Annotated in this window: 20 protein-coding genes, 1 tRNA gene, 1 pseudogene and 1 CRISPR repeat array (1 of these 23 cut by a window edge); of the genes and pseudogenes, 18 read left to right on the top strand and 4 right to left on the bottom strand. The window is 51.6% G+C overall.

The window, feature by feature from the left end; genetic code table 11:
* Window positions 1–1,071: direct repeats of the CRISPR family, unit length 29 nt; unit sequence CTGTTCCCCGCACCCGCGGGGATGAACCG (it extends 972 nt beyond the left edge of the window).
* A 77-nt stretch (window positions 1,072–1,148) separates the two neighbouring features.
* Window positions 1,149–1,424, top strand: coding sequence for a hypothetical protein (locus FCL47_RS14655; protein ID WP_136814264.1), 276 nt, complete (start codon window positions 1,149–1,151; stop codon window positions 1,422–1,424).
* Window positions 1,425–1,704: 280 nt separating this feature from the next.
* On the opposite strand, the gene FCL47_RS14660 is transcribed toward FCL47_RS14655, so the two are convergent.
* A tRNA-Arg gene (locus tag FCL47_RS14660) sits at window positions 1,705–1,781 on the bottom strand.
* A gap of 105 nt (window positions 1,782–1,886) precedes the next feature.
* Window positions 1,887–3,059 carry a deoxyguanosinetriphosphate triphosphohydrolase family protein gene (locus FCL47_RS14665; RefSeq protein ID WP_136814265.1) on the bottom strand — a complete coding sequence of 391 codons (1,173 nt, stop codon included), beginning with the start codon at window positions 3,057–3,059 and terminating at the stop codon, window positions 1,887–1,889.
* 172 nt (window positions 3,060–3,231) lie between these two features.
* Here FCL47_RS14665 and FCL47_RS25340 point away from each other — a divergent pair.
* Window positions 3,232–3,414: pseudogene (locus tag FCL47_RS25340) on the top strand (SelT/SelW/SelH family protein); the annotation flags it as partial.
* A gap of 24 nt (window positions 3,415–3,438) precedes the next feature.
* On the opposite strand, the gene FCL47_RS14675 reads toward FCL47_RS25340, so the two are convergent.
* The gene (locus FCL47_RS14675) at window positions 3,439–3,942 is read right to left on the bottom strand and encodes a metal-dependent transcriptional regulator (RefSeq protein ID WP_136814266.1); all 504 of its coding nucleotides are present in this window, start codon (window positions 3,940–3,942) and stop codon (window positions 3,439–3,441) included.
* A 263-nt stretch (window positions 3,943–4,205) separates the two neighbouring features.
* Here FCL47_RS14675 and recN point away from each other — a divergent pair, with 263 nt between their 5' ends.
* A complete protein-coding gene (gene recN / locus FCL47_RS14680; RefSeq protein WP_136814267.1) occupies window positions 4,206–5,894 on the top strand; it encodes a DNA repair protein RecN in 1,689 nt (562 codons plus the stop codon).
* Window positions 5,891–6,940, top strand: coding sequence for a thiamine biosynthesis protein (locus FCL47_RS14685; RefSeq protein WP_136814268.1), 1,050 nt, complete (start codon window positions 5,891–5,893; stop codon window positions 6,938–6,940). The genes recN and FCL47_RS14685 overlap by 4 nt, the downstream gene beginning before the upstream one ends.
* Before the next feature lie 47 nt (window positions 6,941–6,987).
* Here FCL47_RS14685 and FCL47_RS14690 read toward each other — a convergent pair whose 3' ends face one another.
* Window positions 6,988–7,941 (bottom strand): tRNA-dihydrouridine synthase, encoded by a 954-nt coding sequence (locus FCL47_RS14690; RefSeq protein WP_136814269.1) that lies wholly within the window; start codon window positions 7,939–7,941, stop codon window positions 6,988–6,990.
* Between the two features lie 110 nt (window positions 7,942–8,051).
* Between FCL47_RS14690 and FCL47_RS14695 the strand changes: the two genes are divergently transcribed.
* The 14 genes from FCL47_RS14695 to murD all read left to right on the top strand — a co-directional run bounded on the left by FCL47_RS14695 (window position 8,052) and on the right by murD (window position 24,710).
* On the top strand, window positions 8,052–9,587 hold the full coding sequence (locus tag FCL47_RS14695) for a CCA tRNA nucleotidyltransferase (protein ID WP_136814270.1): 1,536 nt from the start codon (window positions 8,052–8,054) through the stop codon (window positions 9,585–9,587).
* Window positions 9,588–9,889: 302 nt separating this feature from the next.
* On the top strand, window positions 9,890–10,486 hold the full coding sequence (locus FCL47_RS14700) for an RlmE family RNA methyltransferase (RefSeq protein WP_136814271.1): 597 nt from the start codon (window positions 9,890–9,892) through the stop codon (window positions 10,484–10,486).
* 193 nt (window positions 10,487–10,679) lie between these two features.
* Window positions 10,680–11,432 carry a YebC/PmpR family DNA-binding transcriptional regulator gene (locus tag FCL47_RS14705; RefSeq protein WP_136814272.1) on the top strand — a complete coding sequence of 251 codons (753 nt, stop codon included), beginning with the start codon at window positions 10,680–10,682 and terminating at the stop codon, window positions 11,430–11,432.
* Window positions 11,433–11,440: 8 nt separating this feature from the next.
* The gene (gene ruvC / locus FCL47_RS14710) at window positions 11,441–11,914 is read left to right on the top strand and encodes a crossover junction endodeoxyribonuclease RuvC (RefSeq protein WP_136814273.1); all 474 of its coding nucleotides are present in this window, start codon (window positions 11,441–11,443) and stop codon (window positions 11,912–11,914) included.
* 6 nt (window positions 11,915–11,920) lie between these two features.
* The gene (gene ruvA, locus FCL47_RS14715) at window positions 11,921–12,544 is read left to right on the top strand and encodes a Holliday junction branch migration protein RuvA (protein WP_136814274.1); all 624 of its coding nucleotides are present in this window, start codon (window positions 11,921–11,923) and stop codon (window positions 12,542–12,544) included.
* A 71-nt stretch (window positions 12,545–12,615) separates the two neighbouring features.
* Window positions 12,616–13,614: a Holliday junction branch migration DNA helicase RuvB gene (ruvB, locus tag FCL47_RS14720; RefSeq protein ID WP_240744261.1), complete on the top strand. Its 999-nt coding sequence runs from the start codon at window positions 12,616–12,618 to the stop codon at window positions 13,612–13,614.
* Between the two features lie 224 nt (window positions 13,615–13,838).
* Window positions 13,839–14,669 (top strand): 3-methyl-2-oxobutanoate hydroxymethyltransferase, encoded by an 831-nt coding sequence (gene panB, locus FCL47_RS14725; RefSeq protein WP_136814276.1) that lies wholly within the window; start codon window positions 13,839–13,841, stop codon window positions 14,667–14,669.
* Between the two features lie 423 nt (window positions 14,670–15,092).
* Window positions 15,093–15,545 (top strand): division/cell wall cluster transcriptional repressor MraZ, encoded by a 453-nt coding sequence (locus FCL47_RS14730; RefSeq protein ID WP_136814277.1) that lies wholly within the window; start codon window positions 15,093–15,095, stop codon window positions 15,543–15,545.
* Window positions 15,545–16,468: a 16S rRNA (cytosine(1402)-N(4))-methyltransferase RsmH gene (rsmH, locus tag FCL47_RS14735; RefSeq protein WP_240744255.1), complete on the top strand. Its 924-nt coding sequence runs from the start codon at window positions 15,545–15,547 to the stop codon at window positions 16,466–16,468. The genes FCL47_RS14730 and rsmH overlap by 1 nt, the downstream gene beginning before the upstream one ends.
* Window positions 16,465–16,860 (top strand): hypothetical protein, encoded by a 396-nt coding sequence (locus FCL47_RS14740; RefSeq protein WP_136814278.1) that lies wholly within the window; start codon window positions 16,465–16,467, stop codon window positions 16,858–16,860. The genes rsmH and FCL47_RS14740 overlap by 4 nt, the downstream gene beginning before the upstream one ends.
* A 207-nt stretch (window positions 16,861–17,067) precedes the next feature.
* A complete protein-coding gene (locus FCL47_RS14745; RefSeq protein WP_136814279.1) occupies window positions 17,068–18,954 on the top strand; it encodes a PASTA domain-containing protein in 1,887 nt (628 codons plus the stop codon).
* 195 nt (window positions 18,955–19,149) lie between these two features.
* Window positions 19,150–22,194 carry a UDP-N-acetylmuramoyl-L-alanyl-D-glutamate--2,6-diaminopimelate ligase gene (locus FCL47_RS14750; protein WP_136814280.1) on the top strand — a complete coding sequence of 1,015 codons (3,045 nt, stop codon included), beginning with the start codon at window positions 19,150–19,152 and terminating at the stop codon, window positions 22,192–22,194.
* Between the two features lie 66 nt (window positions 22,195–22,260).
* Window positions 22,261–23,340, top strand: coding sequence for a phospho-N-acetylmuramoyl-pentapeptide-transferase (gene mraY, locus FCL47_RS14755; RefSeq protein WP_136814281.1), 1,080 nt, complete (start codon window positions 22,261–22,263; stop codon window positions 23,338–23,340).
* Window positions 23,340–24,710, top strand: a complete 1,371-nt coding sequence (gene murD, locus FCL47_RS14760; RefSeq protein WP_136814282.1) for a UDP-N-acetylmuramoyl-L-alanine--D-glutamate ligase — start codon at window positions 23,340–23,342, stop codon at window positions 24,708–24,710. The genes mraY and murD overlap by 1 nt, the downstream gene beginning before the upstream one ends.
* Window positions 24,711–24,721: the final 11 nt, after the last annotated feature.

Below are 24,721 nucleotides of genomic sequence, written 5' to 3' on the forward strand. Positions count from 1 at the left end.
GTGCACTGTTCCCCGCACCCGCGGGGATGAACCGTGCCACAAACTAGACCCGACGCAGGATCTTTGCTGTTCCCCGCACCCGCGGGGATGAACCGCTCAGACAATAGTTTTCGGTATTTTATAAACCCTGTTCCCCGCACCCGCGGGGATGAACCGGCGGCTCGATTAGCCCTGGCTCTTGGTCAGCGCTGTTCCCCGCACCCGCGGGGATGAACCGTAGTACCAGGCAACGGTACTACATAAAATGGACTGTTCCCCGCACCCGCGGGGATGAACCGATCACACCAGGCCGTAAGGGCTGCATTGTCGGCTGTTCCCCGCACCCGCGGGGATGAACCGTGAAGTTGGGCAGACTTCACCTTTAATCCACTCTGTTCCCCGCACCCGCGGGGATGAACCGGAAACTTGACGCGGATATCTCCACCTGGCCGGCTGTTCCCCGCACCCGCGGGGATGAACCGAGCAGGTATTGCAGACTATAATGATGCTCAGACTGTTCCCCGCACCCGCGGGGATGAACCTGCCGCGAGTATCCACGACCGCTTGATAATTACCTGTTCCCCGCACCCGCGGGGATGAACCGAATGATCAACACAGCAAAAATTGATTGCTTCTCTGTTCCCCGCACCCGCGGGGATGAACCGCCTTGATTGCCAAAACGTGGCCCGGCTTTGTACTGTTCCCCGCACCCGCGGGGATGAACCGATCGCCTACTTCCAGTTCACCAAGACCATTGTCTGTTCCCCGCACCCGCGGGGATGAACCGATCCCTCCAGGAACTCCCATGAACGGCGATGTCTGTTCCCCGCACCCGCGGGGATGAACCGTATCAATCTGTTTCTTCCGTGCGCCCGATAAACTGTTCCCCGCACCCGCGGGGATGAACCGCAACCGCCAGACCCGGTGATGGTCGTACTTGCCTGTTCCCCGCACCCGCGGGGATGAACCGATCGCATTGATATGTGGTCCGTCCGGAGTCATCTGTTCCCCGCACCTGCGGGGATGAACCGACTATTTTATCATTTCCTTCCTGCTGTTTCATCTGTTCCCCGGACCCGCGGAGATGAACCGCCGGACTTAGTGGATCGGCGAAAAGGGGATTCCCGAAATCTGAAATAGCTTGCATGTCCAAGGAGGTATTGAGGGAGATGATTATTTTTGGGGTGAAGGGTGAAGAAACAAAGTTCAATTCCCACATGGTTTCAGAAGATAATCAAGACGGTGAATGCCTTGTACTAGATCCCAAGATGGTATTTAAAGTAATACCAGTGCAATATAGTGATCCACCTCGCACAGATATTGCGATACTGGAAGTTGTTGGGGAAAAGATCAAGGCAGCTTCTGACGGGGCGTTTGTTTTTGCGACCGATGATCTTGTTGAACTGGTCAAAAAACCTGTAAGAAATTCGAATAAAGCTAAATGAGTACTTGGTACCACGAAACGACTTGCCGATGCGAGAGGAGGTTCCCTTGCTGGTGCTGTTGGGCGTTTGGCCATGAATGTCGATGGCACCAAAAAGATATTTTGTTTCTGGAAACAGAATAGGTGGGCTGAAAATTTTAGGTGTATTCGAAGTCCGGTGCGGGAAAATCCTGTATCAGCATTTTTATTTCAATCAAGAAAAAAGTTGTACAGGGGTTGTACAAACTACCCATAAAAAGAAAAAGGGGTTAAGTCGTTTTGACTTAACCCCCTGAAATTTCTGGTACACCCGGCAGGATTCGAACCTGCGACACCCGGATTCGAAGTCCGGTGCTCTATCCAGCTGAGCTACGGGTGCTGATATGCAAGCAAAGATGGATACCATGTTCGCGGATCGAGGTCAATGGTTATGTAGATGGAGAAGCGATTTCCGTGCTGGCAGATGACCAGGCGTGCTCTTCCATCATTTCTTTTCCGGTACCCTGCAGCCAATTAATCTGGCTTCTTTGAGGAAAAAATCATCGGTCATGCCGGCAATGAAATCACGGACTTTTTCTTCTGAGCTGTAGTGCTGCAAATAATGGGGACTGATATCGGTCATCAGATCAACATCGCCGCACAGGTTTCCGGTCGAACCATCCAGGCAGGCCAGATAATGGTCAAAAAGTCTCCGGTAGCAGTCATGGACCAGTGGATTTTGCTGCTTGGTTGACGGCGCCAGGTAGATTCGTTCATAGTTGAATGCCTTGAGTTCTTGCAGGGTTGCGGCAACCTCTTCACTGAATCCGATAGAGGAACTTTCTGCGGTATCGCCAAGATGGCTATGCGTGATCAGGTCGGTCACCAGGGTATAGACGATAGTGCCGTTGGTGTTGCCCAGAATTGTCCTGCATTTTTCCGGCAGGTCTTCCCGCCTGATGAGTCCTAAAATAATGGCATCTTCCATATCCCTGCCGATATAGGCGATCGTATCCGCCAGTCGTACCACGCAACCTTCCAGCGTAGCCGGCATGGTGGCACGTTCAGGATACTGCGATTTATCTTCCAGTTTCTGGTCGAATTCGGCAAATGTCGCCATCGGTTCAGGGTGGAGATTTCTCGAATGCACCTCTCCATCATGACAGAGAATGCCGTTTAATACCTGGAGGGTGAGATTCCAGCCTCTGCCTTTTCGTTCGAGTCTGTCGAGCAGCCGGACCGACTGGATATTGTGCTGGAAAGGCGGCAGACCGTGTTCAAGACAGAGGTCGGATAAAAATTTTTCGCCATCGTGGCCAAATGGCGGGTGTCCGACATCATGGCCGAGTGAAATAGCTTCAATGAGGTCTTCGTTCAAGCGCAGAAAGCGACCGATTGTCCTGGCGATACGGGCAACCAGCTGGACATGGAGTACCCGGTGGGTGATATGATCGTTTGCCACCAGGGAAAAAACCTGGGTTTTGTCAATATATCTGCTGTAGGCTCGGGAATAAAGAATCCGGTCCGCATCAAGGGCAAAGTGCTGCCGATACGCGGCAGTCTCTTCGGGGAATCGTCGTCGTCCTTCCGGGGACTTTGTCGCCACGGAAGCCAGGCGTTGTGCTTCCTCGCGATCCAGTCGTGCAAGTTCGTTTAAAAGAGGCTTGGTATTCTTCATCTGGTCGGTTATTTATTTCGGCACATATTGATATCGTCATAAAAAATGGCTACACTCAGGGCGACAATTGCTCTATACATGTTTGCCGGCCTGAAGATTTAAAAAGATGTCAAAAAAGGAATAAGACATGCGGGTATCCATTGAATACTGTTCAAGGTGAAACTATCAGCCACGTGCCTCCAGTCTGGGGGATGAGCTGAAAGATGCCTTTGGTGCGGAAGTGACATTGTTGTCTTCCTCGGGAGGGGTGTTCGAGGTGAAGGTTGATGACACGTTGATTTTTTCTAAAAAAAGTTTGCAGCGTTTTCCTGAAGAAGGGGAGATAACTCTGTTGTTGCAGGCCGGTCGTCGTTGACATCTTTCACCGCTGTCAGCATATTCAGCTGGACTTAGGTGCATCAAGGCAGTGAGAAATGCAGCGTTCGCAGTTATTGTCTTGTTTTCCCCGTTCGCAGAAATCGGCAAAACCTTTGATCAACTCGTCCCCGCCTCTGGGGCAGACTTGCATGAATTCGGTAAAACTGATCATCCGGGCAATAATTTCCGGCGGCGCAGCATGTTCGATCTTGCAGGCGCCTTCTTCGGCAAGCGAATCTTCAATGGTCAGCACCTCGATAAAGAAACGTTTCAGGGCCTCATGGCGAAAAATCACATCTTCGGCGACGAGTTTTCCTTCATCGGTCAGGGTGATGGCCTCATAGGGCGAATAATTGATCAAATCCTTTTTGGACAGGGCCCGCAGCGCTTCGGTAACGGAGGCACGACTGACCCCCAGGCGTGCGGCAATCTCTTTACTCCTGGCGACGAGTTTTTCTTCGATTATGTGATAAATTGCCTCGATGTAATCTTCGAGGCTCGCGCTGAGGTCCGTTTTTTCTTTCATATTCGATCGTTGTCGTTTAATGGGGAGTAAGAAAGCGCCTGTCGAACAGGCGGCTACAGACTCTCTGGAGTAAGGTGTTCGCCCCGGTAAGTGGGATATAGGCCGGGCAAGTGCCTTGGTAGTATATTCAAGCTGAAACTATTGATACTACTTCAGAGTTTGTTTTTTTTATGACAGACTTTGTATACTAAGGAAATAAACTACTGTCCTTTTCCAGCAGAGTCAAGAAAGGACTTCTCTTGTAAGGATGTTAACAGGACCCGATGCTTTGTGAATTACGCGTAAAAAATTTGGCTTTGATTGAATCTCTTGAGCTGGAGTTCGACCAGCTCGAATCCGGTGGACTGGTAGTTATGACCGGGGAGACCGGAGCGGGCAAGTCGATCATGATGCGGGCCATTCATCTGCTTTCGGGAGGCCGGGCGTCAACAGACTGGATCCGCAGTGGTGCCGAGAGCTGTGAAGTGGAGGCGCTGTTTGAGATTAATCCCCGGCATCATCAGCTGTTGCGGAAGCTGGAGGAAGGTGGTTTCGGCCACGAACCTTCGCTCGTTATAAAACGGCTGGTGAGTGACTCCGGACGGAGTAGATTCTATGTCAACGGCTCTCTGGCAACCGCCAGGATTGTCTCTGAATTGACCACTGAATTATTGAGTGTCGCCAGTCAACACGATCACCAGCAATTGCTGCAGCCAGCCCTCCATCTCGACTATCTGGATACCCTCGGGGATCTCTGGCCGGATCGACTGCAGCTTGGGGCAATCCATAAAAAGTGGCAGGACAAATTAAAAGCGTTGAACGATATCAGGCAGCAGGAGCAGGAAAAGGAGCAGAGGCAGGATTTTCTCAGATTCCAGCTGGGAGAAATCAATGAAGCTGCTCTGCAGCCGGGGGAAGATGACGTCCTGCTTGCCGAAAAGAAAAGGCTGAAAAATGCCCAGGCGCTGATCAATCTCAGTCAGGCGACGCATCATCTCCTCTCCCATGAGCTGATGGACAACCTGGTCACCCTGCGGCAGAACCTGGCCCAGTTGGCGGCAATCGATCCAGGCGTGGCAAAACTTTCCGAAGATATCAGCGGGTATACCTTTCTGGCTGAAGATTATGTCAACGAACTGAAAGAATATCGGGATTCGCTGGAACATGATCCTTATCGTCTGGAACAGGTGGCCGAGCGACTCGATCTTATCCAGCAACTGAAACGAAAATACGGAGTGTCAGTGGAAAGTATTCTCGAATTTGCCGTTCAGGGAGAGCTTGAACTGCAGCATCTTGACAATATGGACAAGGAAATTGCCGCGCTTGACAAAGAGTTGACGGCGATTGAGCGCGAGATGTGCGAGAAGGCCAGGCTCCTGTCGGAAAAACGGAAGATGACGGCAGCAACTCTCGAGACCGCGATGATGGCCGAGTTGTCGTCGCTCTCCTTTAATCAGGCCGGTTTCCAGATGGTCTGGAAAGAGGTGGAGCAGCTGCCATCGACAATGAAGCCCAGTGGCTGGGAAAGGGGGGAATTCTTTTTTTCCGCCAACCCGGGTGAGCCGGCAAAGCCCTTGGCCAAGATTGCCTCCGGAGGGGAGTTGTCGCGGCTGATGCTGGCCATGAAGTGTCTTCTGGCGAGAAAAGATATGGTGGAAACGGTTATTTTCGATGAGGTCGATGCCGGTATAGGCGGCGAAGCGGCTGAGGCGGTGGCGAGAAAAATTCAGGAATTGTCGGCCCACCATCAGGTTTTCTGTATCACCCATCTGCCGCAGATTGCCGCCCGTGGAACCCTGCACTTTCAGGTATCGAAAACCGTCGGCGGGGGGCGGACGCAGTCGGCAGTCATACGTTTGTCTGCGGAATCGAGAGTGCGGGAAATAGTCAGGATGCTGGCCGGAGATTCCGCAACCGAGCAGACTCAGGCCTGGGCGAAAGACCTGCTGATGAAAGGTGGTGCCTGCGCATGAAAAAAGTTAAAGGATTGTCTCTTTTTTCCGGAGGTCTCGATTCAATTCTGGCAACCCGCGTGGTTATGGAGCAGGGGATCGAGGTGGAGGCGATTCAGTTTGTCACCCCGTTTTTTAATTACGATATCCTGGCTGATATCCCCGCCCATAAATCGAAAATGCTGGATCAGTACGGCATTTATGTCGAGGTGGAGGATATCAGCCCCGGTTATTTGCGTCTGCTGCACAACCCGGCCCACGGCTTTGGGAAAAATTTCAATCCCTGTATCGACTGCAAGATTATGATGTTCGCCCGGGCGAAACAGCTGCTTGCCGAAAAAGGAGCCTCATTCCTCATCTCCGGAGAAATTCTCGGTCAGCGGCCGATGTCCCAGCGTCGGGACACGATGAACGTTATCGAGCGTGATTCCGGGACGAAATCCATCCTCCTGCGTCCTCTCTGTGCCCAGCTGATGCAGGAAACCGCAGTCGAGGCGGCAGGTCTTGTCGATCGCAGCAAGCTGTTGGCCATGAATGGGCGGAGTCGCTCGCCGCAGATTGAGCTGGCGGCAAAATATGGCATCACTGATTTTCCATCGCCTGCCGGCGGATGCATCCTGGCTGATCCCATTCTGAGCAAGCGTATCGCCCAGTTTTATGCCGGCGATTCCGTGCTGCAGTCAGCGGAGATCTGTGTCCCTGATATCCGGGCCTTGCTGGTCGGTCGGCAGTTTATCCTCCCCGGTGGCGGCTGGCTGATTGTCGGCCGTGATGAAAAAGACAACAATAAGCTGGAAAAACTGATTCAGGCAGAGGATGCGAGGCTGGAAATGGAGGAGTGGCCGGGACCGCTGGCGGTGTTGAAAAAGGCCGGGAGCCAGTATCCGGATCATGAAAAGCTGGAGATCGATCTCCAGCTGGCCGCCGCCCTGGTGGTCCGTTACGGCAGAAAATTGCCGGAAAATATCGGCAAAGGGGAAGTGACCTGCCTTCTTGGCACAAGCCGTCGGCTCATTCTTGCTGCGCCTCTGGCGGATAAGATTTTTCGGGAGTGGCAGTTGTCCTGATTTTTTTTACCATACCGCTGCTTCCCGTGCCCTGCACGGGGGAGCAGCTACTCTGCCGCAAAAAGCTGGTCGACCGCTTCACGGTATGCCGCTGGATTGGTGCTTTTCAGGATCTTTTTCAGCAGTTTTTTGTTGCCGGGAAAAGAGTTGATGAGATAGAGCCAGAGACTTTTGACGCGGCCGAGCAGGTGACTGGGGCCGTCGAGGCGCTCGGTGTATCGGTTGAACAGCTCCTCGTGAAAATTATAGAGGCGCTTTTTTCGGATTTCAAGAGATTGTTGCGGATAGTTTTTGATTTCTTCGGCAAGAAAAGGATTACCCAGAGCACCCCGGCCGAGCATCCAGCTGTTGATTTCAGCAAAGCGGTCGGCGAGTATTCTGAAGGTTGCAACATTATTGATGTCGCCGTTGTAGGTGAGGGGGTGCGGGGTCAGTTGCCGGCAGACAGCAAAGCCATCAGGATCTGTTGTGCCTCTGTAAAGCTGTTTGCCAAGTCTGGCATGGATAATTATCTCTTTTAAACAAAAACGGTCCAATTCCGGGAGAAGTGCCCGGGTTTCCGAAAGATCGTTAAAGCCCAGTCTGGTTTTGATGGATAACTCCAGCGGCAGTTCTGGAAGAACCTTCGTCAGCAGGCCGACTATCTCCTCCGGGTAGGGAAGAAGGCCGGAGCCTCTTTTTTTACGGGCGACCATCGGCGCCGGGCAGCCGAGATTCCAGTTGACATGGGTATAACCAAGACCTGCCAGGCGGCGGGCCAGGACAAGAAAATCCTCCGGGTCGGTGTGCAGCAGCTGGGGCACAACCGGCAGGGTGGTGTTGTTTGCCGGCAGTACATCGCGAATCATCTTATCTTCGTACAGCGATTTCTTCTGCGGCGTGATAAATGGGGCAACTGCTGCGTCGAACCCTGCAAAATGGCGGAAAAAGATGTCCCGAAAGAGTGCATCGGTTAGTCCCCGGATGGGGGCGAGATAGAGGAAGGGTTCTGCCTGGTTCATATGTTTTGTCGCGAAGAGTTCGAGAGAATGTTCTTCTTTGGGTGGATGTGGTATATTACTTGATTTTTGCGGCTGGCTCGATGGATTGAGTTCGTCGCGGGAAGATCGTCATGGTACAGCATGGACCTCAATATTGTAAAGGATTAAGGAAACCGGAACAGGTGCATCACAGCGGGCTGGAAAGTTTAACTGCATTGAGCACAGGCTACGCCGACGAATTGCTGCAGGCCCTCAGGCGGGTTGCCGGTAAGAGTGGCGCAGAATTATATCTGGTCGGCGGAACGGTTCGTGATTGTCTGCTCGGAAGGGTCTCGCATGATCTGGATCTTGCTGTTTCCGGCAGTGTTGTATCGATCGCCAAAATGCTGCAGCGCGAGCTTGGCGAAGGCACCCTCGTTGATCTCTCCAGCCCTGATGAGGAAACCGTTCGACTTGTCTGGCGTGGGGAACAGATCGACATCTCTTGTTTTCGCGCCGGTGTCCAGTCTATTGAAGAAGATCTGCCGCTGCGTGATTTCACCATTAACGCCATGGCCATGCAACTCGCGGCAGTGACAGGAGACGGGCATGACTGGGCGCTGATTGATCCGACCGGTGGACTGGACGATCTGCGCGAAGGCCGGATCAGGCATTGTCCCGGTGCCTTTATCGCCGATCCGGTGCGAATGTTGCGCGGCTATCGATTGTGTGCAACTCTTGGATTTCACCTGCAACAGACAACAAAGGATTCGATCAGGCGGCACGCCCCTCTGATTGGCCATATTGCCGCCGAGCGCATCGGCTATGAACTCCAGCTGATCTTCGACTCGTCCCGAACCGCTGAGACGCTGCGGGAAATGGCCGAATCAGGGCTGTTGCGGCAGCTTCTGCCGGAACTCTATCTGGGAGAGGGGGTGGAGCAGCCGGAATTTCATCACCTGGATGTCTTCGACCACTGTTTTCTTGCGCTGCAGATGATGGAGAGTATTATTGCCGAGCCGGATCGTTTTTTCCCAGGTTATGGTGAGCGAATTGGTACGTATCTGAAAGAAGCAAATGTGATTCGCTGCCTGAAATGGGCAGCCCTCATGCATGATATAGGCAAGCCGGTGACTAAAGAAACCCGGGCCGATAAAGAAGGGAGGGTCACCTTTTATGGTCATGACGAGGTTGGCCGGAAAATGGTGCAGGAGTTTGCCGATCGGGCTAAATGGAGCAGGGCAGATACCGAGATGGTCGGTTCTCTGATCAGCATGCATATGCATCCGTTTCACCTGTGCAATGTGCAGCGAGAGGAGCCAATATCTAAAAGAGCGGCGTTGAAACTTTGTCGCCGCGCCGAACAGCGTCTGACCGGCTTGTTTTTACTGGCAATGTCAGACAGTCTTGCCAGTCGGGGAGAAAAAAAGCCGGAGCGAATGGAAGAAGAATTGGTCGCTCTGTTTACTACTGTTCAGAAAATCTATGATGAGGATATTGAACCCGTGCTCCGCGGCCCTCGTCTTTTGAGTGGTAAAGATCTGATCGAAGAATTCAAGCTTGCCCCAGGCCCTCTTTTTTCGGAAATTCTCAGCGAGCTTGAGGCGGCAAGAGTCGAGGGACAGGTTGTCGATCGAGGAACTGCTCTTGACTGGGTAAATAAATTTTTACAGGACCGAAACAGCTAGGGGACACATTGATTTCGTACCTGGATAGTGCTGCTTTAGAGCTTGTCAAAGAAAAATAAATGGACTAATCCAGATAAATGGAGAATAAGTGGGACTCTTTTCAGTACCCCCTTGAAGGGTGTACGTGTCTTGGTTGTACATTCTCGTAATTAATGTTAAAAAGTACTCCCGTTTACTTATTTGTTGAACCAGTTTTGTAAATGTTAAACACTCTTCCCGCCAAAAAACTCTGCGGGATAAATTCCTTCACGAAATAATTTTCTTGTAAAAAGCACAGGAAATTATTTCTAAGTCATTGATACGTGCGTAAAATAAACGATTACTATTCCAGAAAGGCCAAAAAAGATAAATATCCGGCCCGATCTATATATAAACTGGAAGAAGTGCAGCAGAAGTACAAATTTCTCCACTGGGGCGACAGTGTGCTGGATCTCGGCTGTTATCCCGGCAGCTGGTCGCTCTACGCGTCGGAGGTGATTGGTCCGAAAGGGATTGTCGTCGGGGTTGACCTGCAGCAGGCGGACCAGACCGTTCGTCCGGGGGGAGCGCCGATCCACTGGCTCTGCCAGGATATCCTTGAACCGGAAATGATTCTTATGGTGCGGAAATTCCGTCCGGCTTTCAAGGTGATTATTTCCGATCTGGCTCCGGCCACCACCGGTAACAGGTGGACGGATGCCCAGAAATCACTGATCCTGGTTCGAACGACCCTGGCACTTGCCGAAGAGCTGCTGCTCAATAAAGGGCATTATATCTGTAAGGTGTTTCAAGGAGAAGATTTTCCCGCATTTGTTGAGGAACTGAAAAAACGTTTTGGTATGGTTAAGGTGCTCAAGCCGAAAAGTTCAAGAATAGAGAGTAGAGAAGTCTTTGTGTTGGGGATGGACTACAAAAAGTGATGGTGTCGTAAAGCTCTTCATCCGAAGTCCGCGCTTATCTGCGTCGTTGTTGCCGTTTTTATATTATGTACGACGTACCGGAGTACGTCGGAATGACATAAAAACGGCAACAACGACGCAGATATGGCTTTTTACGTAGCTGTCCGTGATTTTACATTTTTACGAAATTATCAAATAACAACCAGGTATAAATATGTCAGGACATTCTAAGTGGTCGACGATAAAGCGAAAGAAAGGTGCAAATGATGCAAAACGAGGTAAAATATTTACCCGTTTGATCAAGGAAATTACTGTTGCGGCCCGTCATGGCGGCGGTGACCCTGAAGGAAACCCTCGACTGCGCTCCGCCATTTCCTCGGCCAAAGCTGAAAATATGCCCAAAGATAATATTGCCAGGGCCATTCAGAAGGGGACCGGTGAGATTGCCGGCGAGGTGTACGATGAGATCTTGTATGAAGGATACGGCCCTGGTGGTATTGCAATTCTTGTGGAATGCTTGACCGACAACCGCAACCGGACAGTTGCCGATGTGCGGCATTATTTTGCGAAAAATAACGGCAACCTCGGGGAATCCGGTTGTGTCGCCTATATGTTCGACAAAAAAGGTCTGATTCTTGTTGATAAGACGACGGTCGAAGAAGAGGCATTGATGGATACTGCCCTGGAAGCTGGTGCCGAAGATGTCGTTGAGGAAGAGAACGAATTTCAGGTTCTGACTGCCCCCGAAGATTTTGATGAGGTGCGCAATGCCCTGGAAGAGGCCGGGGTCGGCTTTCTGGATGCGTCTGTATCCATGATCCCGCAGACCACCGTCGAGGTGGTCGATGAAAAAATTGCCCGCTCGCTGATGAAGCTGATGGAAAGTCTCGAGGACCACGACGATGTGCAGAACGTTTATGCTAATTTTGATATCGACGATGGGTTGATGGAGCAGCTGTCAGAATAGGCAGGAAGGTGGAGCGAATTATCGGTATTGATCCAGGCAGCAGGTGTACCGGCTACGGAGTAATCGATGCCGATCGGGGGCAATTGCATTTTGTCGCCTGCGGGGTGGTGAAAACGACGACCAGCTCCTCGTTTTCGTATAGGCTCAATGAAATATTTGAGGGGATAAATGAGGTGGTTCAGCTGCATGGACCTGTTGTCGCGGCAGTTGAAGAGGTTTTTCTCGCCACGAATCCCCGTTCCGCCCTGAAGCTTGGTCATGCCCGTGGTGCGGCGGTTGTCGCCGTCATGCAGAATGGCTTGACGGTATTTGACTACAGTGCCCGGGCTGTCAAGCAAGGGGTCGCCGGGTATGGGCAGGCCGACAAGAAACAGGTCCAGCATATGGTCCGGGTGCTGCTCGGGCTGGCTGGCTCGCCCAGTTCGGATGCTGCCGATGCCCTGGCCGTGGCTATATGCCATGCGAATCAATTTCACTTGTAAGAAATTATGATAGCCACCTTAACAGGCAAAGTATTTTCAAAGGGTTTTGACCGGGCGGTAGTCGATGTGGCCGGGGTCGGGTATGAAGTCCTCTTGTCAACCGACTGCATAGCCCGAATGCCGGAAAATGGCGAGGAGGCTTTTTTCTACATCCATACCAATGTTCGAGAAGATGCCATCACCCTCTATGGCTTCCTGGAGGAGAAGGAAAAGGAGCTGTTTCTTATTCTGAAAACTGTCTCCGGCATAGGCCCGAAGCTGGCCCTGGCAATGCTCTCGGGCTTGCGGGTAGGCGAGATCTGTCGGGCGATCAGTGGGGGGGATATCAAAAGACTGACGACCCTCCCCGGAGTTGGCAAAAAAACCGCAGAGCGGATCTGCGTTGATCTGAAAGATAAGGTGGCACACTTGATTTCCGGCTCCGTGCCGCTAGCAGGTGGAGGTTCCATGGTCTCTGCAGTGGCCGGTTCCGCTGCAGCCGATGCGATCTCTGCCTTGATGAATCTTGGCTACCCGGATAGCGTTGCCCGGGGTGCACTTGGCAAAGTCAAAAAACAGCTTGGGGAAGAGGCTTTTGCCACCCAGAAAGTTGAAGTCCTTATCCGGGAGGCTCTGAGAGCACTGGCATGAATATTGAGGAAGATATCGGTTCGGCAAAGCCCGGCAAACGCAACAACCGTCTGGTTGTCCCGGAAACCGATATGCGGGACCCAAGCAGTGACAATTCCCTGCGGCCGCAGAAACTCGCCGATTATATCGGCCAGGAGCAGGTGCGCAAGAGTCTTGCCATCTTTATCCAGGCCGCCCTCGGTCGCGGAGAGCCTCTTGATCATGCTCTTTTTCATGGTTTTCCCGGTCTGGGCAAGACCACCCTCTCCTATATAATTGCCAACGAGATGGGGGCGGGAATAAAAGTCACCTCTGGACCGGTGATCGAAAAACAGGGCGACCTTGCCGCAATCCTGACCAGCCTGCAGGAGGGGGATGTCCTGTTCATCGATGAAATTCACCGGTTGAACCATGTGGTTGAAGAGATTTTGTACCCGGCCATGGAGGATTTTCAGCTGGATTTGATCATCGGCCAGGGACCTGGAGCCAGGTCGGTGAAAATGGATCTGCCTCGATTTACTCTCATTGGGGCGACAACCCGTACCGGTCTTTTGACGCCACCGCTCAGGGATCGTTTCGGCGTGGTCCTGCGTCTGGAGTTTTATTCGCCGGAGGAGCTGGTGACCATCGTGCAGCGGTCGGCAAGGATTCTGGGGATGCGTATCGATAAAAGCGGGGCGCTTGAGCTTGGCAGGCGATCCCGGGGAACGCCCAGGATTGCCAATCGACTGCTGCGTCGGGTAAGAGATTTTGCCGAAGTGGGCGGACATGCCGTGGTAAACGGTGTCGTTGCCAATGAGGCCCTGAACCTGCTGGGGGTTGATCAATTCGGCCTGGATGATATGGATAGAAGAATTATGCTGACCATTATCGACAAATTCGAGGGCGGGCCAATCGGCCTGGAAACCCTGGCAACAGTTGTCTGCGAAGAAAAAAACACTTTGGAAGATGTCTATGAGCCTTTTCTTATTCAATCGGGTTTTTTGAACAGAACTCCGCGCGGCCGGGTTGCTACTGCCAGGGCATACGAACACTTCAAGCGGAAGATCCCCCGGCAGAGGGCTGTACAGCAATCTCTCTTTGAGGAATAACAAGGGGGCGTGAGCTATTTTTTATTTCTAATTCATTAATCCCGCCCAAAAGATTTGCGGGATAAGTTCCTTCACGAAATAATCTTCTTGTAAAAAGCACAAGAAAATTATTTCTAAGTCATTAATCCCGCCCAAAAGATTTGCGGGATAAGTTCCTTCACGAAATAATCTCTTGTAAAAAGCACAAGAGATTATTTCTAAGTCACTAACAACAGGATGCCATTATGCGCAAAACACTTGCAGAAATACGATCCATGAAGGCTGAAGGAAAGAAAATTTCCATGTTGACGGCTTATGATAGCTCAATGGCGAGATTGCTGAGCAGTTGCGGGGTTGATGTCCTGCTGGTGGGCGATTCACTCGGCATGGTGATGCTGGGGTATGATTCCACCGTTCCGGTAACGATGGAAGAAATGCTGCATCATGTCAAGGCGGTTCGACGCGGGGCTCCAGACAGTTTTATCCTCGGTGACATGCCCTTTGGCGCCAATCACACCGGCGAGCGGGATGCGGTGAAAAATGGTATCCGCTTTCTGAAGGAGGGAGGCTGCGATGCAGTGAAGCTCGAAGGCGGCCTGGAGATGTGCGGGGTTGTCAAGGCCCTTGTTACCGCAGGCGTGCCGGTTATGGCCCATATTGGCCTGACTCCTCAGACGGCCAGCCAGCTTGGCGGCTATAAATTGCAGGGCAAGGGACTTGATGACGCCAGGCGGCTTCTCGCCGAGGCCAAAGGGTTGGAAGAGGCAGGTGCCTTTGGCTTGCTGCTCGAATGTATTCCAGACGGTCTGGCCCGGGTGATCTCCGAGTCGATTGCCATTCCGACCGTTGGTATCGGGGCGGGTGTTCATTGCGATGGTCAGGTGCTCGTCACCCATGATCTGTTGGGTATGTTTGATAAGTTCACCCCGAAATTCGTCAAGAAATACGCCGATCTTTCGCCCATCATTAAATCGAGTATTCAACAATATAACACGGAAGTCAAGAATGGCGGCTACCCCGGCCCGGACCATAGTTTTTCCAGTGATTCGGACTATAGTCATCTGCTGCGCGACTAAATTTCACCGAGCGTTCTCCCTTCCACTCTCATCCGAGGCCGACTGACAGACGTGCAGTTGGCCTTTCTTGTTTTTACTTCTCCACCACTTTGCTCCACCATCGGAAATAGTATTATTTCTCGCTTTTGGTAGTATTTCTAGAACATCCTGAAAACACTCAATTACTTGTTCAATAGAGGTGATCTGTGCGTTGGGCTGTTTTAGGGCCGAATTCGCCTATTTTCACTAGATACGGTAGACGATTCTCGACCAACACCCAATATGTTGTGGTGTGTCAATCTTCTCTTGTCGCCCTTATCCTCCTGAAGTTACGAGTATATTTTCCTTGACACTGCTCCTGTCTGAATATAAAAAGGAGTATAGTGGTTCAAAGTGGGATGGAATTGGTTCAAAGTGGTTTGATGTGGTTCAGGGAGCATATTTTTGACACAGAACAGATTTCGAGGCAGAACAGTTCACGTGCTGGATGCGAAAGGGAGACTGAATCTTCCCAGTCGTTTTCGTGAGGTTTTGCGTCAAAGTGGCTCTGAGATGCTGATGGTTGGTCCCTGGAAGACCCATTTGCGAGCTTATCGGATGGCCGAATGGGAAGCCCTGGAAACGAAACTGTTGACTCAGGGTGGTGAGCCCTGGGTGGCCGGCTTCATTCGTTATACCATTGGTGGAGCTGCGGAATGCCCTATTGATAAGCAGGGCCGCATCCGTATTCCTCCGGAACTGCGCCAGGATGCCAACCTGAACAAGGAAATCGCTCTGACAGGCATGATGGATTATATAGAAATCTGCGATCAAGAGGCCTCCCTGGCGGCAATTGATACCACCCGTGAGAAATTTGAAGAACATCAGGCAGATCTTGCCAGGATGGGCATTCTGTAATGATGGCCGGGCAACAGATGGAACAGATCCACACCTCGGTGTTATTGCCCGAATGTCTCCACTATCTGGCGCCTCAGGCCGGCAAAGTGTATGTCGACGGCACCCTTGGGCTGGGGGGACATACCGAAGCCATCCTGTCCGCTTCGGCACCTGATGGCAGAGTCATTGCCTTTGAGTGGGATGAAAATGCCCTGCAGCATGCACTGTTGCGACTGGATAGTTTTAAAGATCGCTTGACCATTGTTCGACGGAATTTTGCCGAAATTGGTGCAGGTCTCGATGAGATCGGTGTCAAGGCGATAGATGGACTGCTCATTGATATAGGGGTTTCGTCACTGCAGCTTGACATGGGTGGACGGGGCTTCAGCTTTCAAAGCGATGAGTTCCTGGATATGCGCATGGACAGCCGGGGCGAGACAACCGCTGCCTCTATCCTGGCAAGCTGCTCGGAAGAGGAACTGGCAGATATCTTTTATTATTATGGTGAAGAAAGGCAGGCACGGCCTATTGCCGCGGCAATAGTTGCCAATAGAAAGCGGGAGGAAATCAGGACCACGAAGCAGCTCGTTGCAATAGTTGCTCATTCGGTGCCGAAAAGATTTCATCCCAAAAGAATACATGTGGCGACGAAGGTATTTCAAGCCTTGCGGATAGCAGTGAATACCGAATTGGAAAACCTGGGCCGGATACTCGATGACGGCGTACGGTATCTCAAGCCGGGAGCACATTTTTGTGTGATATCTTTTCACTCTCTGGAGGATCGGATAGTTAAGAGAAAATTTAGAAATAACGAAGAGTTGGAAGTGTTGACCAGTAAGCCCGTCATGTCTTCCCCCGAAGAGATTGCTGTCAATCCCCGTTCACGAAGTGCACGGTTGAGGGTTGCAAGAAAAAGAAACATAGGAACAGGAGGAGCATCATGAACTATAATAATTCTACTGAAGCATATTTGCGGTCTGCAGCAAAAATCGGCATTCGCCAGCATGGCCGGTCACGGGAGCTCTTTGATCTGTCTGGTTGGCTGCCTTTGTGGAAACCTGTTGCAAAAATTCTCCTGCTGATTTTACCTGTAGTTCTGTGTATACATATGTTTGTTGTCTCCGCCATTACGAGTGTCGATCTCTCGATTGTCAACGTCGGCGATCAACGACATGAGTTGATGGATAAAAACATTGCATTACTTGCCAGTAAGGCAAGGCTCTGGTCTCCTGCCAGCATGGAGCAGCTCGCCGCAGAAAAATTAGCTCTCTACAGCAGTTCTGAAGACCAGGTGGGAAGATTTAACCGAAGGACTGGAACGTTTATATATCCTTGATAGTTGTCATTCTCAGACAGGTATTTTCAGGTCTCAATCTGCCTGTTTTCAATGTTCTTTGTTGTTGGAATGTAGTCATAGGAGGTAAGTATAGACTCCGCTAGTAACCCGGTGCCTGCGGTTAATTGTATCAAACACCTCGACTTACACCAAGGTAAGCATCCACGCCGAGCCGCATCGTTGCAGGATGAAAACTAATTAGACGAAATGATCAAAAAATCCCGCCTCAGAACGCAAAAAAAAGAAGGCAGGCGGGTGATTCTCTCTCTGTTGATTCTAGCCATACTTGGAGCAGTCGGCTATCAACTGGAACAGCATTTTGGCATCGCCACCTCAGTACAAGGGGTCCTGCACTCCATAAGAGTCACTTTTTCTCAGAAGGGTCCGGTCAGAGGAACTATCTATGACAGAAACCTCAAGCAACTTGCCGTCAACCTCGAACGCGTTTCAGTGTATGTTCGATCCCGGGAGATTGATTCGATTCCCGAGACTGCGACACGACTCAGCGAAGTCCTCGCTCTTGATAAAAATAAACTGGAAGAGCAACTGGAAAGCGGGGTTTTGCGACTCTGGATCGCCGAAGATATAAGCCAGGAGCAAGAAATTGCCGTAAAGAAGCAGAAGCTGCCGGGAGTATATTTACAACGAGATGAAAAAAGGTACTACCCCAATGATTCGCAGGCCGCTTATATAATTGGCGCGGTAGAAAACAGTATTGGGCTTTCCGGGGTAGAGTACTATTATGACCGACTCCTTGCCGGCAAAAATCTTAAACTGCAGGGAAAAAAACCGCCTCTCGGCAGTTCGTTCGATCTGGTGTTGACCATTGATTTGAAAATTCAGGAGATTCTGGAGAACCTTGTGCGTGATATTGCACGCAGTGAGAAGGCTGACAAGGTCGCGATGTATCTTCTTGAGAGCGAGACCGGAGAAATAATCGGTGGTGCCAATCTGCCGGGTTTTAATCCCAATACGTACGCAAAATATTCTCAGGAGCAGACTGAGGACCTTTTTTTTGAACCGTTATCAATGCCTGGAAAATACCGACTTTTTCTGCGGGATGCAACTATGGTGCAGGCGTATGGCGAGGACCGGGTCAGCCCTGCCGCCTGGAGCTTGATTCCCAATAAAAACAGTCTCGGCAACCAGTTGCGGATCTGGGAGTGGCTGGGCCTGGAAGATTCCCAGACAACAGATTTTCATGTGCCTGCCCAGTCGAAAAAAACGGCCGTAAGTCAACAGCTCCCGGTGGTTGCTGCAGAAACCGATTTCAATTTTGTGCCGGAAAGTGCCACTCCTCTGAACCTTTTACGGACGATCTCCATGCTGCTCGATAAGGGCAAAAACATACATCCGTTTGCGGTAAAAAAAATCCTTGATAAGGAAACCGGCGCGGAGGTGCTGCTCTCTGAGAAAGAGCCGACCGACAAACAATCGGATCTCTGGTCCGATTTTGCAGGCGACAGGACGGTGTCGCTCTTTCAGAGTCAGGCGAGACCGGGGAAGTCCAACAGCTATTTTTTCCGGGATGATATCCTGGTGAGTATTGTCCGTGGCGGTGTTCGTCAATTTGCGATCAATGATATGTTATTCGTCACCCTGCCCGCCGGAAGCCATGATTTGCATATGCTTATTGTCGTCCAGAAATCTCCAGAGGGAGTGAGCAAGGATGGAAGTGCCGGAAAAGTCGGCCTTGAGCAGCTTGTTGAAGAAAAGGTTGAAAGACTCTCTGTGCTCCAGCAAATAGCACGGTCAGTCGCTGATGTGCGAGAACCGGAGGTGGGAGGTGAAAATAATTATCAGCCTAAGAGCCAGTTGTTCCCTGATCTTTCCACAGAAACGAAGAGCGGCGCAAAGGATATTATAGTTCCCGGGATCATGCCGGATCTTCGGGGCTTAAGTCTCAGAAAAAGTCTTCGTCTCTTACAGGGGACAAATGTCGTGCTTAAAATTCAGGGAACCGGGAAGGTCGTCGACCAGAAGCCGCGCCCCGGAACCTCGCTGAAAGGCATAAAAGAATGTGTGTTAATTATGGTAAATCAGGAGGATATGTCGCCTGAAAAAATTAGCCGAGGCCATTCCGCGAAAAAATGATTCGCTGGTGTGCTGCACCAGGGCAGCACACTATACGCATTATAAACAGACGGAGTGGCAAAAAAATGTTCGATTGCAAAATAGCTTGATGAAGCGGTTCATCTGCGAGGTGAACGCTGCCGCATAGGATGAATGCTATCGTCCATACTAATGGGGCCAGCACCGTCCAAAACTTAACTGATATCATTACATAAAGTGCATAATACAGTCGCATCTCTGCTTATGGGGGTGGAGTTTACCCCGGTTTATTCGTTAGTCGGAAAGTCACTTGAGCAACCAATTGCCGCGATATGTTCCGATTCACGGGACTGTTCCGTCGACAGTCTTTTTGTTGCTGTGCCCGGGCTGGTCAGTGACGGCCATAACTATATCGAGGCAGCTGTTGCCGCAGGCTGTCGAACAATAATTTGCGGCCGGCAGAGAGTGACGGAGGAACAGGCCAAAAAACTCGGGGCGACTGTGATTGAGGTAGATGATACCGCCCGGGCATATGCGGCCGTTGCCGCCAATTATTTCCAACAGCCCGGTGAGAAGCTGAAGTTCATTGGCGTTACCGGCACGAACGGCAAGACCACGGTAACCTTTCTGCTTGAGCATGTTCTGCTGCAGGCCGGACTGTCGGTTGGCGTTATAGGGACGATCAACAACCGATATACCGGCAAAAACGGCAAGACGACGACTCTGCAGACAAGGTTTACGACTCCGGAGTCTTTCCTGCTGCAGAAAGTGCTGAGAGAGATGGTTGACAATGGCGTAGAATATGTGATTATGGAAGTTTCCTCCCATGCACTCGCCCAGTCGCGAATCGGTTCCATTATGTTCGATGCTGCTGCATTTACCAATCTTTCCCGGGATCATCTCGATTACCATGCAGAGATGGCTGAATATTTTCGTACCAAAACCCTGCTGTTTACCGATCATCTGCGGGCAACAGGCATGGCCGTGCTGCCCGATACAACGGCGGGAATCGATGGCCACCAGTGGAACCGGTTATTGCATGAGATTTGCGGCAAATCCGGTAAAAGAACGATTCGTTGGGGAGAGAGCGAAGAGGCTGATATTCAATTGCAGAATTTCTCCTCAACTCTTGAGCAAACCGAGATGATCGTTAAGACTTCGTCCGGTCTGCATACCCTCTGCTCTCCACTTATTGGCCGTTACAATATCGATAATATCCTGACCGTCTATGGCCTTTGCCTGGCTCTGGGCATTGAGGAGGCGCTGATCTGTCGTGCGCTGGCCACAGCCGGCGGCGCTCCCGGCCGGGTCGAACGGGTTGTTGCCGGCTCTGCCTGGGACTCGAACGGCCCGGTGGTCCTGGTTGATTATGCCCACAGCCCGGATGCTTTGGAAAAAGTACTGACAACCGTCGCTGCTCTGCCGCACGGACAGCTTTTTTGCGTTTTCGGTTGCGGCGGAGACAGAGATAAGGGCAAACGTCCGTTGATGGGTGAAATTGCCGGAAAAATCTGCGATGTCGCAGTGGTAACTGACGACAACCCACGATCTGAGGATCCTGATCTGATAGTCGAACAGATTCTCGGTGGCCTGCGTGCCACGGCGCTTAAAGGCAAAGACGCAGCCTGGCTGGCGGCCAGAACCAGTCGCGATCGCGGATATGTGGTGATACGCGACAGGAAAAACGCAATCGAAGCCGCGATACGCGGCGCCTCGGCCGGAGACATTGTCGTTATTGCCGGAAAAGGACATGAGCCCTATCAGTTGACTTCTCAGGGAAAAAGGTTTTTCGATGATCGAATGGAGGCGCAAAAAGTCCTCTTTTCGTGGACGGCTGAGCTGGTCGCCGCCGCCGTGAGCGGGGAATTGTTTTCAGGTGAGAAAGTGACGAAATTGCTTGGACCGGTCGTCACTGACAGCAGGGTGGTGAGCCGGGATGGCATTTTTGTTGCCCTGAAAGGGGAAACCCATGATGCGCACAGCTTCGTCCAGCAGGCGATTGACAACGGTGCGCGTTGTCTGGTGGTTGAGAGAAAGCTCTCGTTGCCGGCCGGAATTGACGTCTGCCAGATCGTCGTTTCCGATACCCAGCGTGCTCTGGGCGATATGGCGGCATTTCGCCGAAGAGCTCTGGCCGGACAATGTCGGCAGGTGGTTATCGGCCTTACCGGCAGCTGCGGAAAAACAACGGTCAAGGAGATGGCTTTTTCAATTCTGGCAAGAGTGTGGCCAAAGGGACCTGATCATCCTGCTGACTGTGTCTTGAAAACGAAAGGAAATTTTAATAATCTTATAGGGTTGCCTTTGTCTTTGCTGCCTCTTGATGTCGGTCACCGGGCAGCGGTGCTGGAAATGGGCATGAACCAGCCCGGTGAACTCCGTCGCCTCGGGGCGATAGCTGATCCTGATATAAGCTGTATCACCAATATCCATGGCGCGCATCTCCTGGGGTTGGAGTCGATTGCAGGTGTCGCCAAGGCCAAAGAAGAGCTTTTTGCCGCGAGCCGAGAATCGGCAACTTTGATAGTCAACCTCGATGACTTACGGATCAGAGATCTTTCAATCAAGTATCCCAATCGCAAAATCACTTTCGCGGTACAGGGCGAAGCGGAAGGTGCACCGCCGGATATCTGGGCTTCCGATATCCATATGAATGACGTCGCGGGCGGAGGCACCATTGCCTTCACCCTGCATCACCGATCGGAATCGATAAAAGTTCGTCTTGCCATCGCCGGAGAACATAACGTGGGCAACGCCCTCTGTGCCTCAGCCATCGGCATCGCTGCAGGAGCCGGACTGGAACATATTGCCGCCGGCCTGGCTGATTTCCGGCCGCCGGACAAACGTATGGAGATACTCCGCGCCGGCTCCGGTTTCACCATAATCAACGATACCTACAATGCCAATCCGGCTTCAATGACTGCCGGCCTGAAGACATTGAAAGGAATTGCTGGAAAATGTTCCCTCTGTATAATCGGGGATATGCTTGAGCTTGGGGCCTCTGCTCCCCATGCGCATTACGAGATCGGAAAATTGATTGCACAATTAGCAATTGATTATGCAGGAGTTGTTGGTGAATTTAGAGAAGATGTGGTAAATGGAGCCCTCGAACACGGTTTCAAAAAAGATCGAATCCATTCGTTCGCCAACAAAGAGGCGGCGGTTCGCTGGATGCACGAAATGGTCGAATCCCATCGTCTTGGGCAGGGAGATGCCGTTCTTGTCAAGGCTTCCCGAGGCTTGCGTTTTGAAACAATTGTCGCCGGGATTATTGAATTTTGATGGCGGGGAGGGTGGCCCATCTCCCTGAATTGTTGTTGAATCATTTATCTGTGAGTTAGATTTTTTATGTTGTATCACCTTCTCTATCCGCTGCATACGAGCCTGAGCGGCTTGAATGTCTTTCGCTATATCACCTTTCGTTCGATAGGCGGGGCGGTAACTGCATTTTTGATCGTTCTTTTTCTTGGGAAAATCTTTATTCGGACCATGCGCCATTTCCAGATTGGCCAGGTGGTACGTGATGACGGACCAGAGACCCATCTGGCGAAGCAAGGCGTGCCGACCATGGGAGGCTTGCTGATTCTCACAGCCATAACCCTTGGTACGCTGCTCTGGGCTCGACTCGATAATTCCCTGGTATGGCTTGGCTTATTTGTTACATTGTTCTATGGTTGCATTGGCTCCATTGACGATTTGCGCAAAATCCGAAAAAACAATTCCAAGGGATTGAGTGCCAGATGGAAGCTGGTGCTGCAGATTTTCGGTGCCTCAGTTGTCGGGATAGTTATCTCTCTGCATACCGGTTTTGATGGACACCTGAGTCTGCCGTTTCTCAAAAATATTCGTCCGGATCTGGGGTGGTTCTACGTTGTGTTCGCCATCGTGGTAATTGTCGGGGCGTCGAATGCGGTTAACCTGACCGACGGACTGGATGGCCTTGCTGCCGGACCGACGGTTGTGACCGCCGCAGTCTATCTGATGTTTTCCTACCTTGCCGGTAATGTGGTTCTGGCCGATTATTTACAGATTCCTTATGTTGCAGGCAGTGGCGAGCTGGCCATATTCTGTGGGACCATCTTTGGTGCCTGTCTCGGCTTTTTGTGGTTCAACGCCTTTCCGGCGCAGATGTTTATGGGCGATGTCGGGTCACTGGCCATTGGCGGCGCATTGGGGTCCACGGCGATCATTATCAAGCAGGAATTTCTGCTGGCCATAGTTGGCGGAATTTTTGTGATGGAAGCCCTGTCGGTTATTATGCAGGTCGGTTATTTCAAGATGACCCACGGCAAGAGGATTTTTCTGATGGCACCATTCCATCATCATTTTGAAAAGAAAGGCTGGCATGAGGCAAAGGTTGTCGTGCGGTTCTGGATTGTCTCGATCATTTTAGGGCTTGTAGCCATTGCTACGTTGAAATTACGCTGATGAAAAAAAAATCCATGCTATATCCCGGCGCCAAAGTGGCGGTTATGGGATTGGGAATTTCCGGTCGGGCGGCTGTGCGCTATGCGCTGCGTTGCGGGGCAGAAGTTTTCGTGTCGGACAATCGGCAGCAAGAAAAGTTTCTGGCAGAGGAGGGGGCTTTTCTTGCTGAGACAAACGTTCTTTGGGAAGCGGGAGGCCACAGTCGAGAGTTTTTACGCCGTGCCGAGTTGCTGCTTGTCAGCCCCGGAGTGAACCTGCATCTTCCCCTGCTCAGCGAATTGCGGGACGACGGAGTGAAGATTGTCGGAGAATTAGCGGTAGCCGCCGGGCAGATGGACGTCCCTGTGGTGGCGGTTACCGGCACCAACGGCAAGACTACGGTGACGACGCTGATCGGGGAAATTTTCGCGTCTGCCGGAAAGAGGGTGTTTGTCGGTGGAAATATCGGCACCCCTTTGTATGAATACCTCCTGCACCCGCAGGATTACGATATCGTTGTCGCTGAAGTGTCGAGCTTTCAACTTGAGAGTGCCGGAGATTTTGCCCCCGATGTCGGAGTGCTGCTCAATGTCAGCCCGGATCATCTGGACAGGCATACCTCGATGGACAGGTATGTTGCGGCGAAGATGCAGCTCTTTGTGCATCAGCAACCGGGAAGTGTCATAATCATCAATGGAGACGATCCGCTTTGTCGCAGACTCCCGCCGGCTTTGTCGGCGAATGTGCGCACGTTTGGCAAAAATGATGCACCCTCGGCGTTAATTGGTGATAACCGCATTACACTGCTGACCGATTCCACCCGGGAAGAGTATCAATTTGCCGAGATGGGCCAACTCAATGATATCACCCTGATGAATTATGCTGCGGCTATTCTTGCGGTTCGAGCACAGGGCTGCACGCACGCGCAGATCCTGGCGGGCCTTCAGGCCTTTCGTCCCCTGCCGCATCGCATCGAGTTTGTTGCCGAACTCAACGGAGTCTCTTATTATAACGATTCGAAGGCGACGAATACCGGAGCGGTGATCGGTGCCCTGGCCCAGTTCCCGGGGAATGTTATTCTTTTGGCCGGCGGTCGTGATAAAGGCGATGATTTCCGTCTGCTGCGCGAGAGTGTTGCTGCCAAGGTGAAAAAACTGATTTTGTTCGGTGAAGCTGCGGGCCTTCTTGCCGATGCCCTGACTGATCTGGTGGAGGTACTCCCGGCTCGGTCTATGGATGAAGCCGTACGGACATCTGCAAAAAATGCCGCCGCCGGAGATGTGGTACTGCTCTCCCCGGCCTGCGCCAGTTTTGATATGTTTACCAGCTATGGCCATAGAGGGAATGAGTTTAAAAAGGCTGTATCAGCCCTGCAGGAAGAATCAGCGTGACGGGAAATAGG

Source organism: Desulfopila sp. IMCC35006 (assembly GCF_005116645.1).
Taxonomy (GTDB): domain Bacteria; phylum Desulfobacterota; class Desulfobulbia; order Desulfobulbales; family Desulfocapsaceae; genus Desulforhopalus_A.

Bases quoted from the DNA above. Each gene is read 5' to 3' on its own strand.
- FCL47_RS14695 (WP_136814270.1), top strand. From the start codon at position 8,052: ATGGTACAGCATGGACCTCAATATTGTAAAGGATTAAGGAAACCGGAA.
- FCL47_RS14685 (WP_136814268.1), top strand. From the start codon at position 5,891: ATGAAAAAAGTTAAAGGATTGTCTCTTTTTTCCGGAGGTCTCGATTCA.
- mraY (WP_136814281.1), top strand. From the start codon at position 22,261: ATGTTGTATCACCTTCTCTATCCGCTGCATACGAGCCTGAGCGGCTTG.
- recN (WP_136814267.1), top strand. From the start codon at position 4,206: ATGCTTTGTGAATTACGCGTAAAAAATTTGGCTTTGATTGAATCTCTT.
- panB (WP_136814276.1), top strand. From the start codon at position 13,839: ATGCGCAAAACACTTGCAGAAATACGATCCATGAAGGCTGAAGGAAAG.
- ruvB (WP_240744261.1), top strand. From the start codon at position 12,616: ATGCGGGACCCAAGCAGTGACAATTCCCTGCGGCCGCAGAAACTCGCC.
- FCL47_RS14740 (WP_136814278.1), top strand. From the start codon at position 16,465: ATGAACTATAATAATTCTACTGAAGCATATTTGCGGTCTGCAGCAAAA.
- ruvA (WP_136814274.1), top strand. From the start codon at position 11,921: ATGATAGCCACCTTAACAGGCAAAGTATTTTCAAAGGGTTTTGACCGG.
- FCL47_RS14675 (WP_136814266.1), bottom strand. From the start codon at position 3,942: ATGAAAGAAAAAACGGACCTCAGCGCGAGCCTCGAAGATTACATCGAG.
- FCL47_RS14655 (WP_136814264.1), top strand. From the start codon at position 1,149: ATGATTATTTTTGGGGTGAAGGGTGAAGAAACAAAGTTCAATTCCCAC.
- rsmH (WP_240744255.1), top strand. From the start codon at position 15,545: ATGATGGCCGGGCAACAGATGGAACAGATCCACACCTCGGTGTTATTG.
- FCL47_RS14745 (WP_136814279.1), top strand. From the start codon at position 17,068: ATGATCAAAAAATCCCGCCTCAGAACGCAAAAAAAAGAAGGCAGGCGG.
- FCL47_RS14690 (WP_136814269.1), bottom strand. From the start codon at position 7,941: ATGAACCAGGCAGAACCCTTCCTCTATCTCGCCCCCATCCGGGGACTA.
- FCL47_RS14665 (WP_136814265.1), bottom strand. From the start codon at position 3,059: ATGAAGAATACCAAGCCTCTTTTAAACGAACTTGCACGACTGGATCGC.
- FCL47_RS14705 (WP_136814272.1), top strand. From the start codon at position 10,680: ATGTCAGGACATTCTAAGTGGTCGACGATAAAGCGAAAGAAAGGTGCA.
- murD (WP_136814282.1), top strand. From the start codon at position 23,340: ATGAAAAAAAAATCCATGCTATATCCCGGCGCCAAAGTGGCGGTTATG.